Annotated in this window: 15 protein-coding genes; 6 read left to right on the top strand and 9 right to left on the bottom strand. The window is 63.1% G+C overall.

All coding sequences use genetic code 11. The features are described 5' to 3' along the window. The first annotated feature begins 145 nt into the window (after nt 1-145). From BLS26_RS15880 to BLS26_RS15870, 3 genes are read left to right on the top strand one after another with little or no spacing between them, the layout of a single operon-like run. Complete coding sequence (locus BLS26_RS15880; RefSeq protein WP_092512604.1) at nt 146-469, top strand: helix-turn-helix transcriptional regulator; 324 nt, start codon at nt 146-148, stop codon at nt 467-469. Between the two features lie 20 nt (nt 470-489). Next, nucleotides 490-963, top strand: coding sequence for an SRPBCC domain-containing protein (locus BLS26_RS15875; RefSeq protein WP_244541999.1), 474 nt, complete (start codon nt 490-492; stop codon nt 961-963). 21 nt (nt 964-984) lie between these two features. Then, nucleotides 985-1,455, top strand: a complete 471-nt coding sequence (locus BLS26_RS15870) for a GyrI-like domain-containing protein (RefSeq protein WP_092512600.1) — start codon at nt 985-987, stop codon at nt 1,453-1,455. A gap of 26 nt (nt 1,456-1,481) precedes the next feature. Here the strand turns inward: BLS26_RS15870 and BLS26_RS15865 are convergent, their stop codons facing one another. From BLS26_RS15865 to BLS26_RS15855, 3 genes are read right to left on the bottom strand one after another with little or no spacing between them, the layout of a single operon-like run. Beyond that, entirely contained in the window at nt 1,482-3,041 is a 1,560-nt protein-coding gene (locus tag BLS26_RS15865; protein WP_092512598.1) for an MDR family MFS transporter, read from the bottom strand. Nucleotides 3,042-3,046: 5 nt separating this feature from the next. Further along, nucleotides 3,047-4,216 (bottom strand): HlyD family secretion protein, encoded by a 1,170-nt coding sequence (locus BLS26_RS15860; protein WP_092512596.1) that lies wholly within the window; start codon nt 4,214-4,216, stop codon nt 3,047-3,049. Further along, on the bottom strand, nt 4,209-4,688 hold the full coding sequence (locus BLS26_RS15855) for a MarR family winged helix-turn-helix transcriptional regulator (RefSeq protein WP_092512594.1): 480 nt from the start codon (nt 4,686-4,688) through the stop codon (nt 4,209-4,211). The genes BLS26_RS15860 and BLS26_RS15855 overlap by 8 nt, the downstream gene beginning before the upstream one ends. A gap of 155 nt (nt 4,689-4,843) precedes the next feature. Between BLS26_RS15855 and BLS26_RS15850 the strand changes: the two genes are divergently transcribed. Together BLS26_RS15850 and BLS26_RS15845 are read left to right on the top strand one after the other, a co-directional pair. Next, entirely contained in the window at nt 4,844-5,329 is a 486-nt protein-coding gene (locus BLS26_RS15850; RefSeq protein WP_092518102.1) for a Fur family transcriptional regulator, read from the top strand. A 163-nt stretch (nt 5,330-5,492) separates the two neighbouring features. After that, nucleotides 5,493-6,431, top strand: a complete 939-nt coding sequence (locus BLS26_RS15845; RefSeq protein ID WP_157676468.1) for a DMT family transporter — start codon at nt 5,493-5,495, stop codon at nt 6,429-6,431. 43 nt (nt 6,432-6,474) lie between these two features. Here BLS26_RS15845 and BLS26_RS15840 read toward each other — a convergent pair whose 3' ends face one another. From BLS26_RS15840 to BLS26_RS15815, 6 genes are all read right to left on the bottom strand, one after another. Then, nucleotides 6,475-6,885 (bottom strand): ester cyclase, encoded by a 411-nt coding sequence (locus BLS26_RS15840; RefSeq protein WP_092512592.1) that lies wholly within the window; start codon nt 6,883-6,885, stop codon nt 6,475-6,477. Between the two features lie 15 nt (nt 6,886-6,900). After that, nucleotides 6,901-7,788 carry an intradiol ring-cleavage dioxygenase gene (locus tag BLS26_RS15835; RefSeq protein ID WP_092512590.1) on the bottom strand — a complete coding sequence of 296 codons (888 nt, stop codon included), beginning with the start codon at nt 7,786-7,788 and terminating at the stop codon, nt 6,901-6,903. Continuing rightward, complete coding sequence (locus BLS26_RS15830) at nt 7,781-8,881, bottom strand: maleylacetate reductase (RefSeq protein ID WP_092512588.1); 1,101 nt, start codon at nt 8,879-8,881, stop codon at nt 7,781-7,783. Before BLS26_RS15830 ends, BLS26_RS15835 begins: the two co-directional genes overlap by 8 nt. A gap of 81 nt (nt 8,882-8,962) precedes the next feature. Further along, entirely contained in the window at nt 8,963-10,321 is a 1,359-nt protein-coding gene (locus BLS26_RS15825) for an MFS transporter (RefSeq protein WP_092512586.1), read from the bottom strand. A 69-nt stretch (nt 10,322-10,390) separates the two neighbouring features. Next, complete coding sequence (locus BLS26_RS15820) at nt 10,391-11,374, bottom strand: amidohydrolase family protein (RefSeq protein WP_092512584.1); 984 nt, start codon at nt 11,372-11,374, stop codon at nt 10,391-10,393. A 102-nt stretch (nt 11,375-11,476) separates the two neighbouring features. Further along, complete coding sequence (locus BLS26_RS15815; protein WP_092512582.1) at nt 11,477-13,015, bottom strand: bifunctional 3-(3-hydroxy-phenyl)propionate/3-hydroxycinnamic acid hydroxylase; 1,539 nt, start codon at nt 13,013-13,015, stop codon at nt 11,477-11,479. 189 nt (nt 13,016-13,204) lie between these two features. Between BLS26_RS15815 and BLS26_RS15810 the strand changes: the two genes are divergently transcribed. Beyond that, nucleotides 13,205-13,699, top strand: a complete 495-nt coding sequence (locus BLS26_RS15810) for a MarR family winged helix-turn-helix transcriptional regulator (protein WP_172804613.1) — start codon at nt 13,205-13,207, stop codon at nt 13,697-13,699. Nucleotides 13,700-13,727: the final 28 nt, after the last annotated feature.

Below are 13,727 nucleotides of genomic sequence, written 5' to 3'. Positions count from 1 at the left end.
AACGACCGCCAGCGATTTCTGACTTGGTCGATCGCCGCAGGTGATCCCGGCTGTATTTGACAAGCTACTGACAAAAATGACTTTTTCGAAGGGTTGACAATTATCATCTAGTTATATAATAGATTAGTTATATAACGGGGCTGATATGTCGAACCTCAATGCTTCCTTTGCCGCACTGGCGGACCCGACCCGCCGGGCGATCCTGGCCCGCCTCGCGCTCGGCGAGGCGACGGTCAATGAGCTGGTCGAGCCGTTCGACATGACGCAGCCGGCCATCTCGCGTCACCTCAAGGTCCTCGAAGGCGCCGGCCTGATCATGCGCCGCATCGACGGCACCAGGCGGCCGTGCCGGCTGGCGCCGACGGCGATGACCGAAATCGATCAGTGGCTCGGCATGCTGCGGCAGGCGCTGGCCGCGAATTACAACCGGCTGGACGATGTTCTCGACGCGATGAAAACCGAAAAGTGAGAGGCAATCCCGTGAGCAAAATGACGATGAAGACCGAGGGCGATACGCATGTCGTTGTAACGAGGCATTTCGCAGCGCCGCCCAAGGCCGTGTACCGCGCACACACCGAGCCAGCGCTGATCCAGAAGTGGCTGCTCGGCCCCGACGGCTGGACCATGCCGGTCTGTATCAACGAGGCGCGCCCGGGCGGCAAGATTCGCTACGAGTGGTCGAATGGGGAGGGCCGCGGCTTCTACGTCACCGGTGAGTATGTCGAACTGGTGCCGTTCAGCCGGCTCGTTCACATCGAGCGGATGCACATGCCCGATCCGACACCGGACAATCACATCGTCACCACGTTCACGCCTGACGGTTCCGGCACCTTGATGACGATGCGGATGACGCTGCCGGATTCGGCGACGCGAGCCATGATGCTGGCGAGCGGCATGGAGCACGGCATGGAAGCGAGTTACGTCCGGCTCGAGAGCTTCATCAATTCGTCCGGGCTCGCTTGAGTCGATATCGGGAACACCGCCATGATCGAACCACTTCGCACCGTCAAAACCGCGTCACAGCCTATCGCCTTGATTCCGATCCAGGTGCCGCGCGCGGAAATTCAGAAGGTCATGGGCCCGGGCCTGATGGAATTGAAGGCCGCCGTCGCCGCGCAGAACATTGCGGTGGTCGGCCCATGGTTCACCCACCATGTGCGCGATCCCGGCGCCGTCTTCGATTTCGAAATCTGCCTGCCGGTCGCCGCAGCCGTCGCACCTGTAGGTCGCGTGCGGCCCGGACAGTGGCCGGCCATGACGATCGCGCAGACCACCTATCATGGCGGCTATGAAGGCCTCGGCGGCGCGTGGGGCGAATTCATCGCGATGATCAAGGCCGCGGGGCACACAACCGCTGACGGTCTCTACGAGACCTACGCGGTCGGCCCGGAGACCAGCATGGATCCGGGCGCATGGCGGACGGTGCTGAGCAAGGCGTTGGTTAGCGCAGGATGACTTCGATTTGAATCGGCGCGGAACCGCTATTCAATCACCGCGTGATCAGGTGCGGCCGACTGCGCACGCAGCGTGGCCTTGGTCGAACCGATCATGATCGTCAGCGGGATCGAGACCAGGATGAAGATCATTACCAATTGATAGTCCTGCGAGAAGGCGATGATCTGCGCCTGAATTTTCACCATGGCGTCCGCCATGGCGCGGCCGGCGTCGGTCGACAGGTCGATCATGCCGCGCACGTTGGGCATCTGCATGGCGTGGTTGAACGGACTGACGTGTTCCGACAGCACCGCGTAGACGCGGGTCGACCCCTGCGTCAGTTGCGAGATCACGATCGAAATGCCGATCGAGCTGGCGACATTGCGCATCAAGGTCAGCATCGAGGTGCCGTCGGTGCGCAGATGCCCGGGCAAGGTCAGGAACGCCACCGTGGACAGCGGCACGAACACGAGGCCAAAGCCAAAACCCTGGATGATGCTGACCACCACGATGTCGGTGACGCCGGTCTGATCGGTCCAACCCGTCATCTGGAACAGGGAAGCCGCGGTCAGGCTGAGGCCGGTGATGATCAGCGTGCGCGCCTCGACATAGCGCATCACCCGTCCGACCAGCATCATGGCGACGAAGGTGCCGCAGCCGCGGCTCGCCAGCAGCACGCCCGCCGTGATGATGGGGTAGCCGATCACGTTCTGCAGGAACGGCGAGGACAGCGCCATGGTCGAATACAGCACCAGTCCCATCACAGCCATGAACACGCAGCCGCCGACGAAGTTCTTGTCTCTGAACAGCGCGAACTGAATGAACGGTTTTGAAGTCGTGAACGAATGCGCGAAGAAATAGTAGAAGCCGATCGCGGAGACGATGAATTCGCCGATGATCTCGTTGGATTCCAGCCAACCGAGCTGCTCGCCGCGGTCGAGCGCGAGCTGCAGCGAACCGATCGCGATCGCCAGCGCCGAGAACCCGAACCAGTCGAAGCGCAGATTGAGGTCCTTCTTGGTCTCGTCCATGAAGATCATCAGCCCGAGCACGGTGAAGATGCCGAACGGCAGGTTGACGAAGAACACCCAGTGCCAGGAATAGGTTTCGGTCAGCCACGCTCCCAGGGAAGGCCCCATGATCGGCCCCATCATCACGCCCATGCCCCAGATCGACATCGCTTTCGCGCGCTCATGCAGCGCGTAGGAGTCGAGCATCACGGCCTGCGACAGCGGCACCAGGGCCGCGCCGAACACGCCCTGCAGCAAACGAAACAGCACCATCTGGTTGATGTCCTGCGCCAGGCCACACAGCACCGACGCGATGGTGAAGCCGCCGGAGCAGACGATGAAGATGTTCTTGCGGCCGAAGCGGTTGGCGATCCAGCCCACCGGCGCCGTCATGATCGCAGCCGCAACGATGTAGGAGGTCAGCACCCAGTTGATCTGGTCCTGAGAGGCCGACAGCGTGCCCTGCATATAGGGCAGCGCGACGTTGGCGATGGTGGTGTCCAGCGCCTGCATGATCGTCGCCGTCATGGCGCAGATCGTCACCATGTTCCGGCGCAGGCCGGGAACGGCTGAAGGTGACGGATCCGGCGTCGGCATGGCGTCTAGTCCTGCTCGTGGCCCGCCGCGGCCGGCGCGAAGCCGAGCAGGGCCGCCAGCGAACGGCTGTGTTTGGTGTCGATGGTGGCGTAGACGCTCATGCCGGCCTTCAGCTTGCGCACGAACTTGTCATCCTTGTCGAAATAGATCCGGACCGGCACGCGCTGCACCACCTTGACGAAATTGCCGGATGCGTTCTGCGGCGGCAGGATCGCGAACTGCGCGCCGGTGCCCGGCGACAGCGAGCCGACCGTGCCCTTGAACACATGGTTGGGAAACGCATCGACATCGAGTTCGACGGTCTGGCCGACCGCGACATAGGTGAAATCGGATTCCTTCGGATTGGCGTCGACCCACGGGTTCGCGGTGTCGATGATGCTGAACACCGGCGCGCCTGCCATCACGAAGCGCCCGAGCTGGATTTGATCGACCTGGGTCGCGGTGCCGGCCATCGGCGCGCGCATCACGGTGTGATCGAGATTGCGCTCGGCCTGGTCGAAGTTGGCCTTGGCCTGGGCATAGGGCGGGAATTCCTCCAGCGGCAGGTCGGGATTGCCGAGCAACTGGGTCTTGGCGTTGGAGAGCTGCTGCTTGACGAACTGGGCTTGCGCTGCGGCCGTCACCATCGCGGTGCCGGAATTGTCGAGGTCGAGCTGCGAGCCGACATTGCTCTTCACCAGCGCCTGCTTGCGATCGACGTCGCGCTGTTTCAGGTCGACGCCCTGCTGCGCCAGGTCGAGCATCTGGCCGTAGATCTTGATGTTGGCGACCAGATTGTCATAGGTCGTCTTGCTCTGATCGAGCGTTGCCTTGGCTTGCGCCAGAGCCAGCCGGAACGGCACCGGGTCGATCTCGAACAGCACGTCGCCTTCTTTGACCTGCTGGCCTTCCTTGACGACGACCTTCTCGATCTTGCCAGAGATATCGGGCGTGATCAGTACTTTCTGTGCGCCGACATAGGCGTCGTCGGTGGTCACGTAGCGGCCGCCGTTGAGATAGAAGGTGATGCCGGCGATCGCGGCGACCAGCGGCAGCACCACCAGCAACAGGACGCGGCGATAACGGCGCAGACCGGCCATCAGCCGGCGGCGCGGTTCGGCGGCGAGCTTCGGCCGCGACGGCGAATCCGGGCTGCCTTTTTGTTCGGCCGGGAATTTGAGGACGGGATCAGCCATAGCGCTGCTCCTTTCGGGGAGGTTCGCCGGCTGGATTTTGGATGGCATTGCGTACGTTCTCTTTGATCAGGTCGAGTTGGTCGAGCATGCGGTGGGCATCGGCGGGATTGATGCCCTCGAGCGCCGTCGTGGTGATTTCCGAGCGCAGCCCGGCGAGTTTTCCGAGCAGCGGTCGCGCCGCTTTCTTCAGATAGAGGCGGTTGACGCGGCGGTCGGTCTCGTCGCCGCGGCGCTCGATCCAGCCATTGTTGCAGAGCTTGTCGACCAGCCGGGTCAGCGTGATCGGCTGCATCTCCATCTGCTCGGCCAGTTCGGTCTGTTTCAGGCCCTCGGTGCGCTCCACCTTGGCCAAAACCGCCCATTGGGCGCGGGTAATGCCGTGGCGCGCGGCCTGCTTGTCGGCATAAGCGCGCACCAGCCGCTGCAATTCGCCCAGCGTAAACAGGAAGTTCATATCCACGGAACCGCGCATTAGCCCCCGCCTCCATAAGCTTTAGCTATAATAAGCTAGCTTATTAATCCTGCATCGGGAGTTAACAAGGACGTGACCCGCGCCTGCGGCATGGCTGGCAACCGCTGAGCCGCGCACTTTGGGATTGGCCGCGAAAATGCTATGAAATGAAAGAGATGACCTTGGCCAAACCGACCTTTCCCGCGCCCGACCACGATCACGGCCGCTGCACCGCGGACGCGATGTCGCATGCCGAGCAGGTTTGCCTGCGGCGGGCGCAGAAATTCACCCCGATCCGGCGTCAGGTGCTGCAGGCGCTATTGTCCAGCCACCGTCCGCTCGGGGCCTATGAGGTGATCGACGAACTCGCCAAGTCGATGCCGCGGCCGGCGCCGATCACGGTCTACCGCGCGCTCGATTTCCTGATGGAGAACGGCCTCGTTCACCGCATCGAAAGCCGCAACGCCTTCCTCGCCTGCGCGCATGACCACGACGAAACCTCGATGGTCGCGTTCCTGATCTGCGACCATTGCGGCTCGGTCGGCGAAATTCCGGCGGCGCCCGTCGCGCAAAGCCTCAATGCCGCGGCGCGCGCGACCGGCTTTGCGCCAAAACTCTCGGTCGTCGAAATCGCCGGCACCTGCGCCCACTGTCAGAAATAGCCGGGAATATGAGAGCCTCACCCGTCATTGCGAGGAGCGAAGCGACGAAGCAATCCATGCTTCGCCAGCGGCAAGATGGATTGCTTCGCTCCGCTCGCAATGACGGGGTGAGTCAAGCCTGAATCTTGAGAACAACACGGCGCCAAGCCGGCCACGAGGATCGATGTCTTCCAATCAGCTAACGTCTTCCGCCGCGCGTGCGCTCACGCCGGGCGCCATCGCCTTGATGCTGATGCTGTGCCTGAGCTGGGGTTTCAACCAGATCGCGGTCAAGCTGGCGTTGCCGGACGTGCCGCCGATGATGCAGGCGCTGATCCGTTCCGCCGGCGCGTTGCCGGTGATGCTGGCGGTCGGCTGGTTTCGCGGCGTCAGGTTCTTTGAGCGAGATGGCTCGCTTCTTCCCGGCCTGTTCGCGGGCGTGCTGTTCGGGGTCGAATTCGTGCTGATCTTTACGGGTTTGGTGTTCACCTCGGCGTCGCGCGCGGCGGTATTTCTCTACACCGCCCCGTTTTTCGTCGCCCTAGGCTCCTATCAGTTTCTCGGCGAGCGGCTGTCCGCCTTGCAATGGGGCGGGCTGGCCCTGAGTTTCGCGGGCGTGGCGCTTGCGATCGGCGTGCCGCAGCCGAATGTTGATGCCAAGGTGCTGCTCGGCGATTTGCTGGTGGTCGCCGGCGGTGCGCTGTGGGCGGCAACCACGCTGATCGCCAAGGGAACAAACCTTCGCAACGCCGCACCGGAAAAGGCGCTCGGCTACCAGGTCGCGGTGTCGATCCCGATTTTGGCCGGCGCGTCGTTTCTGTCGGGCGAGACCATCAGCCGTGTGCCGAGCCTGCTGTCGATCTCGCTGCTGGCCTATCAGGCGATCTGGGTGGTCGGCTGCACCTTCGTTCTGTGGTTCGCGCTGGTCAAAACCTATTCGGCGAGCAAACTGTCGGCCTTCACCTTCATCACGCCGCTGTTCGGCGTCGTCGCCGCCTACTTCATCATGAAGGACCAGCTCACAATCGCTTTTGGTGCGGCGGCGCTGCTGGTCATCGCCGGGCTCTATCTGGTCAACAAGCCCGATCCGAAGCTGATGCCGGACCCGAACGTGCCGGCGTGATCGATCCACGGACGCAGCCGGTTAGGAGGGCATACACCACGCGTCACATGGGTGCCGCGCCGATTTGTTGCATCAGTCCTAACATGTCGGGCTGTCCACGTTCCCCGACGATCTGTCCGTTGGACCAGCGATAGAAATTCATCGCCTGTACGGCAATTTTCTTTCCGGTGGGCGGAACTCCGAAGAAGCTTCCCTGGTGCGTGCCGCGCATGGTGAAGCGGGCGGCAATATTGTCTCCCTCGGCGATCGTCTCCTCAAGGGTCCATTGGATGTCCGGAAAGCCGCTGCGCATCATCGCGATGATCTCAAGATAGCCGGCAGGTCCGACCACCGGCTCGGGGCGACCGGGAACGTGAAATATCGCCTTTGGCGAGATGAGTTCGTCGGCGAGCTTCTCGCTCGCAGTGTTGATGAACTCAACGAACCGCGCCATGAGGCGCTTGCTGTCTTGCATTTCTGTTCTCCGTGTTCAGCTGGCCTTCGCCAGTTTGGATGTGCCAGCAGCCTTGAGTCCGAAGCGACGGACCAAGTGCCGCCAGGGTTGATCCAGCACGCGGCCGTCCGGTGTGGCACCCGGCGGCTTCGGCTCGAACGGCTGGATCAGGCTGCTCTTGACCCCAAACACGGCGTCGCTGTCGAGATAAGGGCTACCCTCGGCAAAGATGTGTGTGACCAGTTGCTCGTGGCCCGCAGCCGAAATCATGAAGTGCACATGCGCCGGCCGGTAGGGATGACGGGCGGTGGCGCCCAATAGATCCCCCACCGGGCCGTCAGCCGGAATCGGGTAGTGCGCCGGCATCAGGGTCCAGAAATGAAACCGCCCGGCCTGATCCGCGCGGAACGTTGCGCGCAGTGCTGAACCATCCAGATCGGAGCGCTGCACATCATAAAACCCGTCCTGATCCGCCGACCAGACTTCCACCACAGCCCCGGAGACGGGTTCGCCTGACGCCGCCACCACGGTGCCCTCGACCAGAAGTTTTTCACCCGGCAGGCCGGCCGAGATATCCGCGCCATGCGCGGGCTGCGGCGCGCCGACGACGTGGAAGGGGCCAAGGACAGTGGTCTCGGTCGCGCCCTCGGGCTGGCGATGGTTGATCGCATCCACCAGCATCGAAACGCCGAGCACATCGGAAAGCAGAATGAACTCTTGTCTGACGTCCGAGCACATCTGGCCGGTGCGGGTCAGAAAATCGATGGCAACGCGCCACTCCTCGAAGGTCGGCTCGGTTTCCCGCACGAAGCCATGCAGATGACGCACCAGCGCCTGCACCAGCAGCTTCAATCGCCGATCGGGAGTTTCCGCGAACCGGGCCAGCACGGCGTCGGTGATGGTATCTTCGTTCAGATCATACATTGACCGTCTCCGTCGGCGTTGTCGGATAGAACGCGGTGTCCGGCCGCCGGCCATCGTAGGCGTCTTGCAGCAGCGCCCGGATCGCATTGCGTTCGATCGGGCGTGGGTTCCAATACGGGGACATCACAGCGATGTCTGCCGCCTCGTCCAAACCGCCCTCGGGCATGCCGATCTCGCGCAGGCTTCGCGGCGCGCCGAGTTCGCCGGCGAGATCGAACAACCCTTGCGCGGCGTCGGTCGCCGCCAGCGCGCGCGCGACGCAGGCCATCGCTTCGGGAGCGCTCGCCGTATTAAAGGCCGTGGCATGAGGCAGCATGACGGTGTGGGTCTCGGCGTGCGGCAACCCAAAACTGCCGCCGAGCACGTGGCAAATTTTATGATGCAGCGCCATGCCGACGGATCCGAGGCAGGTGCCGCACGCCCACGCGCCGCAGAGCGCGTCCGCGCGTGCCGCGCGATCCCGAGGGTTCTGAACGATACGGGGCAGCGCCTGCGCCAGAATGCCGATCGCCTGCTCGGCAAGCAGCGAGGTGACGGGGTTGGCATCCTGCGCGTACAGCGCCTCGACGGCGTGGGCCATCGCGTTCATGCCCGACGTCGCTGTAAGCCCAGGCGGCAGCGTGAGCGTGAGATCGACATCGTAGACGATCACTTCCGGCAGAACCCTGGGGCTGCGCTGCGTCGTCTTTCGACCATTCTCGGTCTCACCGAGGATCGGCGTCGCTTCGGATCCGGCATAGGTCGTCGGGATTGCGATCTGCGGCAGGTCGGACCGAAGCGCGATCGCCTTGCCGAGGCCGATGGTGGAGCCTCCGCCAAGCGCGATGGTGCAATCCGCACCGAGATCGCGCAGACGGGCGATGGCCTGCTCCGTAACCTCGACCGGCGTGTGCATGACCGCGCCGGCAAACACGCCTGCGGCGAGATCGCCGATGTGCGAGGCCAGCCGCTCCGCCTCACCCTGTTGCTGCGGCGTCGAAAGGATCAAGGCGCGACGGCAGCCCAGACGACGGACTTCATCCGCGACTTGGCCGATCGTGCCGACGCCAAAGACGACGCGCGCAGGGAGTGCGTTGTAAACGAACGGACGCATGAGGTACCTCGCGTTGCAAGAATGGCCATGAGGGGTGGAAGCGGGCCATGTCGAGGCCCGCTTCGTGGTACGAAACGCGTCCTATCCGTGGAGCGCGCTGGCCTCGAGCAGATCAAGGGCGATGCGCCTGTCGGCCGCCAGGGAGGCAATCGCGGTGGCGGCCACCAGAGCCGCGGCTCCGATCGCAAGGAACATCGCCGTCGGTCCTTGAAAGATCTGTTGCAGTTCGCCGGCGACGAAAGGTCCGAGGATGGCGCCGACCCGCCCGACGCTCAACATCATGCCGACGCCGGTGGCGCGAACGTTCGTCTCGTAGGACGCGGCGGTAAAGTTGTTCAACACGAACTGCGCACCGATCACGAAAAAGCCGGCGGCTGCGACCGAGACGAAATTGACGATCTGGATGTTGAACGGAATCAACGCCAGCACCGCGAGGCCGCCGATCGCCCACCATGTCGAAAGCACCCCGCGGCTCGTGCCGCGCCGGTCGGCCAGGTGGCCGCAGGTCAGCCCGCCCAGGAACGACATCACCTGCATCAGCGCGCCGAAGCCGAAGCTCGCCGCGAACGTCTCGCCCCGCTGCATCATCACCGTCGGGATCCAGCCGGTTAAGCCGAAAATGCAGAACAGGCTGAGAAATGCCGCGGTCCAGATCGTGAGCGTTTTGCGCCGATAGTCGGGAGCGAGCAGGACGGCGATCGAGTTTTTCCGCACCGTTGCCGCCTGGACGTCCAAACTTGCATTTGCATAGACGGCGGCTCGCTCCGGACGGAGCCGGGACAACAGGGTCTTGATTTCGTCGGTCCGTCCCCGCGCGGCCAGGAACTTGACCGATTCAGGCAGAATGAAGTGCAGCACGATGGTGAGCGGGATCGAAAGCGCGCCGATCCAGTACAGCACCTGCCAGCCGTAAATCGGGGTCAGGAACACGCCAACGATCCCGGCGAAAGTACCTCCCGCGGCCCAGCCCAGCGCCACGCCCCAGAGCGAAAACGTGTTCGCCAGACGGCGGGGAGCCAGCTCGTTGATGTAGGTCGTCGCCAGCGGCAGCAGGACGCCGAGGCCGAGGCCGGTCAATACCCTGACGGCGCAGAAGCTGACGAAGGAATCGCCGACAATCGGCGTCGCCAGCGTAAAGGCACTGGTGATCCAGAGGCCGCCGAGCAGCGTCACGCGGCGTCCATAGCGATCGGCGATAATGCCGTGCGCTGCCGCGCCGATCAGAAAGCCGACCAGGCCGCTCGAAACCAGCAGTCCCGCCTGTCCCTTGGCAAGACCCCATGGGCCCATGACGAAATGGATCACATAGGCCGGGTTGAAGGTGTCATAGCCATCGAAGAACGTGAGCAGGGCCATGATGAGGCCAAGCTGGATATGAAGCGGGCTAACCCTCGCCTCGGCGAGTTCGTTGTTAACGTCGACACTCGTGCTTGCAGTCATTGAGCCCTCCCAGTGTGTCCTTTATCGTGCAGCGCCGTTATTGAGGCCGCATCTTCAGGAACTCACAGCTCAAGCGCCATCGAGCTTGAACAGTTTTAGCGCGTTGGTGCGGCCGATCTTCAGGCGATCGATTTCCGATATCGTGCAGGAGTCGAACCAGGTGGCGGCGTGGTCGATATTCTCGAACGGCCAGTCGGCCGAGAACAGGATGTGGTCCGAGCTGATTTCCAGCATGGCGTCGATCAGGGTCTGGGTGCGAAAATTGCCTGACGTGGTGATGTAGAAGTTCTCGCGGAAGTATTCGCCGAGCGGTCGCTTCGCCGGATAAGTCTTCGGCGCCTTGACCCAGGCGTTGCGGTTGTCGACGCGCCAGATCGAATAGGGCAGACCTTCGCCGAGATGGCCGATGACGATACGCAGGTTCGGATGCACATCGAACAGGCCGGACGCCATCAGGCGCAACGCATGCACCGCGGTTTCCTGCGCGAAGGCCCAGGTTGGACCGAGCAACCAGGGATGGCCGCTGTAGATGTGGGCGTGTTGCGGCAGTGGATTGCGCGGGTGCAGGTAGAAGGGAACGCCCAACCGTTCAACCTCTGCCCAGAACGGCCGGTATTGCGGCAGGTCGTAATAGGTGGCGTCGGCGGGGTCGTCGACCTGGCTGAAGCCGTTGACCAAAGCGCCGCGAAAGCCGAGGTCGCGTACGCAGCGCGTCAGCTCGCGGGTCGCCGCGTCCGGATCCTGCATCGGCAGCGCGGCCAGGCCCTGAAACCGGTCCGGGCGCTTGGCCACTTCGCCGGCGAGAAAGTCGTTGGCGCGATGCGCGATCTCGATCGCCTGCTTGCGATCGGGGATCGCCTGCACGGCGGGCGCGTTGAGCGACGGCAACATCACCTCAATGCCATTGGCGTCCATCTCGCGCAGGCGCCGGTCCTGCATATCGAGCAGTCGCGCCTTGAGCTCGACCCAGTAATCGCCGGGCACGAAGCCCGCACTGTCCTGGACCGTTTCAGGCAGAGCAAAGTGCTCCTCCAGTGCGACCTTGCCTTGCATTGTAGCTCTCCTGTTTTGTTGGTCGATCGCTGTCAGAAAATGAGCAGCGTGGTTAAGTCGGAAGCCGGGATCGGGGACGGCCCGATCAGGTCGCGATAACGTTCACGCGGAAGCAAGCATCGCTTGAGGCTTGAGCGATCGGGCGAGCCGGTCGAGCAATTCGGCAAGCCCGTGGCTGTCGCGTGCGGTGCCGTAGACGTACCAATCCGGGCGTATCACCGCGAGCGAACACGAATGGGCGGCGAACCAATTGGCGTAGGTCCCGTCGACATCTTCAAGCGCGCCGGCAGTCGTCGGCCCGGCAACGACCGCGGTTCGTCCGCCGAAGGCCTTCCAGGCTTCCAGGCACGAAGCCGGCAGCGCGTCGAGCACGCCGGGTTCGGCGACGATGCACCAGCCTCCGCCGACGATGTCGTCGAACAGCCCCTTGCGGCCACCTGCGCCGACGATCCCTTGCGGAAAGAACGCGCCGTTGCCGGCGATGAGGCCGCCGGAGAGGCCGGGGTACCGCAATTTATCCGGCCCCTGGTTCGCTTTTCGCTTGGCGAGAAGTCGCTCGTCGCGCGCGCGCGCCAGAACCGGATCGCGCATGGTCTGGACGCGGCCGAGCTCAATGGCCTTTTCGGTGATGAAGCGGACGTGGGGTTCGCGTTCAGCCTGATAGGTATCCAGCAAGACATCGTCGGCTTTGCCTGACAGGACAAGATCGAGTTTCCACGCCAGATTGTGACTGTCGCGGATGCCCGAGCACATGCCTTGAGCCAGGAACGGCGGCATCTCGTGGGCGGCGTCACCGGCGAGAAATACCCGTCCATGGCGCCACTGGTCCGCCAGCCGTGAGCGGAAAACATAGTTGGCCACGCGGATGATCTCGGCGTCGTCCTTGCCCAGGTATCGGCTGACGCGCGACCAGACGCCTTCATGCTTCGTCGCATGTTCCGCGGTCTCGCCCGGGTTGAGCATGAAGGAGAAACGATGATGTCCCGGACCGATATTGACGATGGACGTCGGTTGCGCCGGATCGCAAACCTGCCTGAATTTGGGGAGGACTACGCCGCTGTTGAGGCGGAAATCGCAAACCAGCCAGTTTTCCTGAAAACCGTAGTCGTCGACCTTTTGGCACAGCCTGCCGCGGGTGAAGCCGTTGCCGCCGTCGGCGCCGACGGCGTAGCTGGCTCGAACCGTCACCGCCTTGCCATCGGGGCCTGTGCCGCGAAGCGTGACCGCCTCGCCGTCCTGTTCGATCCCGGAGATGGTGACGCCCTGGCGCACCTCGACGTTGGGCAAAGCCTTGTCGTGCCGGTCGAGCACGGCCTCGATATACGGTTGGAACATCATATAGAGGGCGGCCCAGCCACCCGCCGCCGGGTTGTCGTATTCGAAATCAACCAGGGTTTCGCCTGACGCGTTGATCCACTCGTAACCGCGCTGGACTTCCGCACCGCGGCTGATCTCGTCCACGAGACCTAACTTCTGAAAGGTCCGCATGATCTCGTCGTCGAAACAGGCGGCGCGGGGAAGGTTGTAGAGTTCGGTGTAACGCTCAAGCACCACCACACGGTGACCCATCTGGCCAAGTAGCGCAGCCAGGGTCATTCCGGTTGGACCGTACCCAATAATGGCGACGTCATACCCGCTCATTGCCGCTCCTCCCAAACCCGCCGATCTCGATGCCGGCCTCTGTTGAAGGGGAGGTTGCCCCCGTTCCCATACTCTTGCAAATGCAAGTATTGCATTTGCAAGATGCACGAAATAGAGTTTACTCAGGTGCCGCGGGGTCGCCGGCATCGTGCGAGCGAACACCTCAAGGAACACCCCAAGGAAAGCTCGATGTATCGTCTGAGCGATGCCTTTCCGTATCTGCTGAACCGGGTCGGCGTCCGCATGGGCGAGCTGTTCTCCCGTCGGCTGGCGCCTTATGGCGTGACGCTGCCGATGTACCGGGTCATGGCGACGCTGTGGGAGCAGGGGGATCGCCGCCTCGGCGAGTTGAGCGACGTCACCAGCATCGAACTTTCGACGCTTTCGCGCCTTGTCGGAGCGATGACGCGGAAAGGCCTGGTTTCGCGAAAACGACCGAACGCCAACGCACGAACGGTGGAAATCAACCTGACCGCCAAAGGGCGGACGCTGGTTGGAGAACTGATCCCGCTGGCGACGCTTCACGAGGAGGTCGGACTGCGCAGCTTCGGTCCGGAAAAGATCGCAGAACTGAAACGTGACTTGATCAAGGTGTTCCAGAACCTCGACGAACTCGACCGTCCCATTGAATTACTGATATCGCCGAAGAAGCCGCGTGCGCGAAGGCGCGCCCGCAATGGCTAGAGCGTTTTCCAGCGAAGTGGAAACCGGT

It is taken from the genome of Afipia sp. GAS231 (genome assembly GCF_900103365.1).
Taxonomy (GTDB): domain Bacteria; phylum Pseudomonadota; class Alphaproteobacteria; order Rhizobiales; family Xanthobacteraceae; genus Bradyrhizobium.
The sequence above is the reverse complement of the archived record's forward strand: the minus strand, read 5'-3'. Positions and strand labels throughout refer to the sequence as shown.

Bases quoted from the DNA above. Each gene is read 5' to 3' on its own strand.
- BLS26_RS15880 (WP_092512604.1), top strand. From the start codon at position 146: ATGTCGAACCTCAATGCTTCCTTTGCCGCACTGGCGGACCCGACCCGC.
- BLS26_RS15875 (WP_244541999.1), top strand. From the start codon at position 490: ATGACGATGAAGACCGAGGGCGATACGCATGTCGTTGTAACGAGGCAT.
- BLS26_RS15870 (WP_092512600.1), top strand. From the start codon at position 985: ATGATCGAACCACTTCGCACCGTCAAAACCGCGTCACAGCCTATCGCC.
- BLS26_RS15865 (WP_092512598.1), bottom strand. From the start codon at position 3,041: ATGCCGACGCCGGATCCGTCACCTTCAGCCGTTCCCGGCCTGCGCCGG.
- BLS26_RS15860 (WP_092512596.1), bottom strand. From the start codon at position 4,216: ATGGCTGATCCCGTCCTCAAATTCCCGGCCGAACAAAAAGGCAGCCCG.
- BLS26_RS15855 (WP_092512594.1), bottom strand. From the start codon at position 4,688: ATGCGCGGTTCCGTGGATATGAACTTCCTGTTTACGCTGGGCGAATTG.
- BLS26_RS15850 (WP_092518102.1), top strand. From the start codon at position 4,844: ATGACCTTGGCCAAACCGACCTTTCCCGCGCCCGACCACGATCACGGC.
- BLS26_RS15845 (WP_157676468.1), top strand. From the start codon at position 5,493: ATGTCTTCCAATCAGCTAACGTCTTCCGCCGCGCGTGCGCTCACGCCG.
- BLS26_RS15840 (WP_092512592.1), bottom strand. From the start codon at position 6,885: ATGCAAGACAGCAAGCGCCTCATGGCGCGGTTCGTTGAGTTCATCAAC.
- BLS26_RS15835 (WP_092512590.1), bottom strand. From the start codon at position 7,788: ATGTATGATCTGAACGAAGATACCATCACCGACGCCGTGCTGGCCCGG.
- BLS26_RS15830 (WP_092512588.1), bottom strand. From the start codon at position 8,881: ATGCGTCCGTTCGTTTACAACGCACTCCCTGCGCGCGTCGTCTTTGGC.
- BLS26_RS15825 (WP_092512586.1), bottom strand. From the start codon at position 10,321: ATGACTGCAAGCACGAGTGTCGACGTTAACAACGAACTCGCCGAGGCG.
- BLS26_RS15820 (WP_092512584.1), bottom strand. From the start codon at position 11,374: ATGCAAGGCAAGGTCGCACTGGAGGAGCACTTTGCTCTGCCTGAAACG.
- BLS26_RS15815 (WP_092512582.1), bottom strand. From the start codon at position 13,015: ATGAGCGGGTATGACGTCGCCATTATTGGGTACGGTCCAACCGGAATG.
- BLS26_RS15810 (WP_172804613.1), top strand. From the start codon at position 13,205: ATGTATCGTCTGAGCGATGCCTTTCCGTATCTGCTGAACCGGGTCGGC.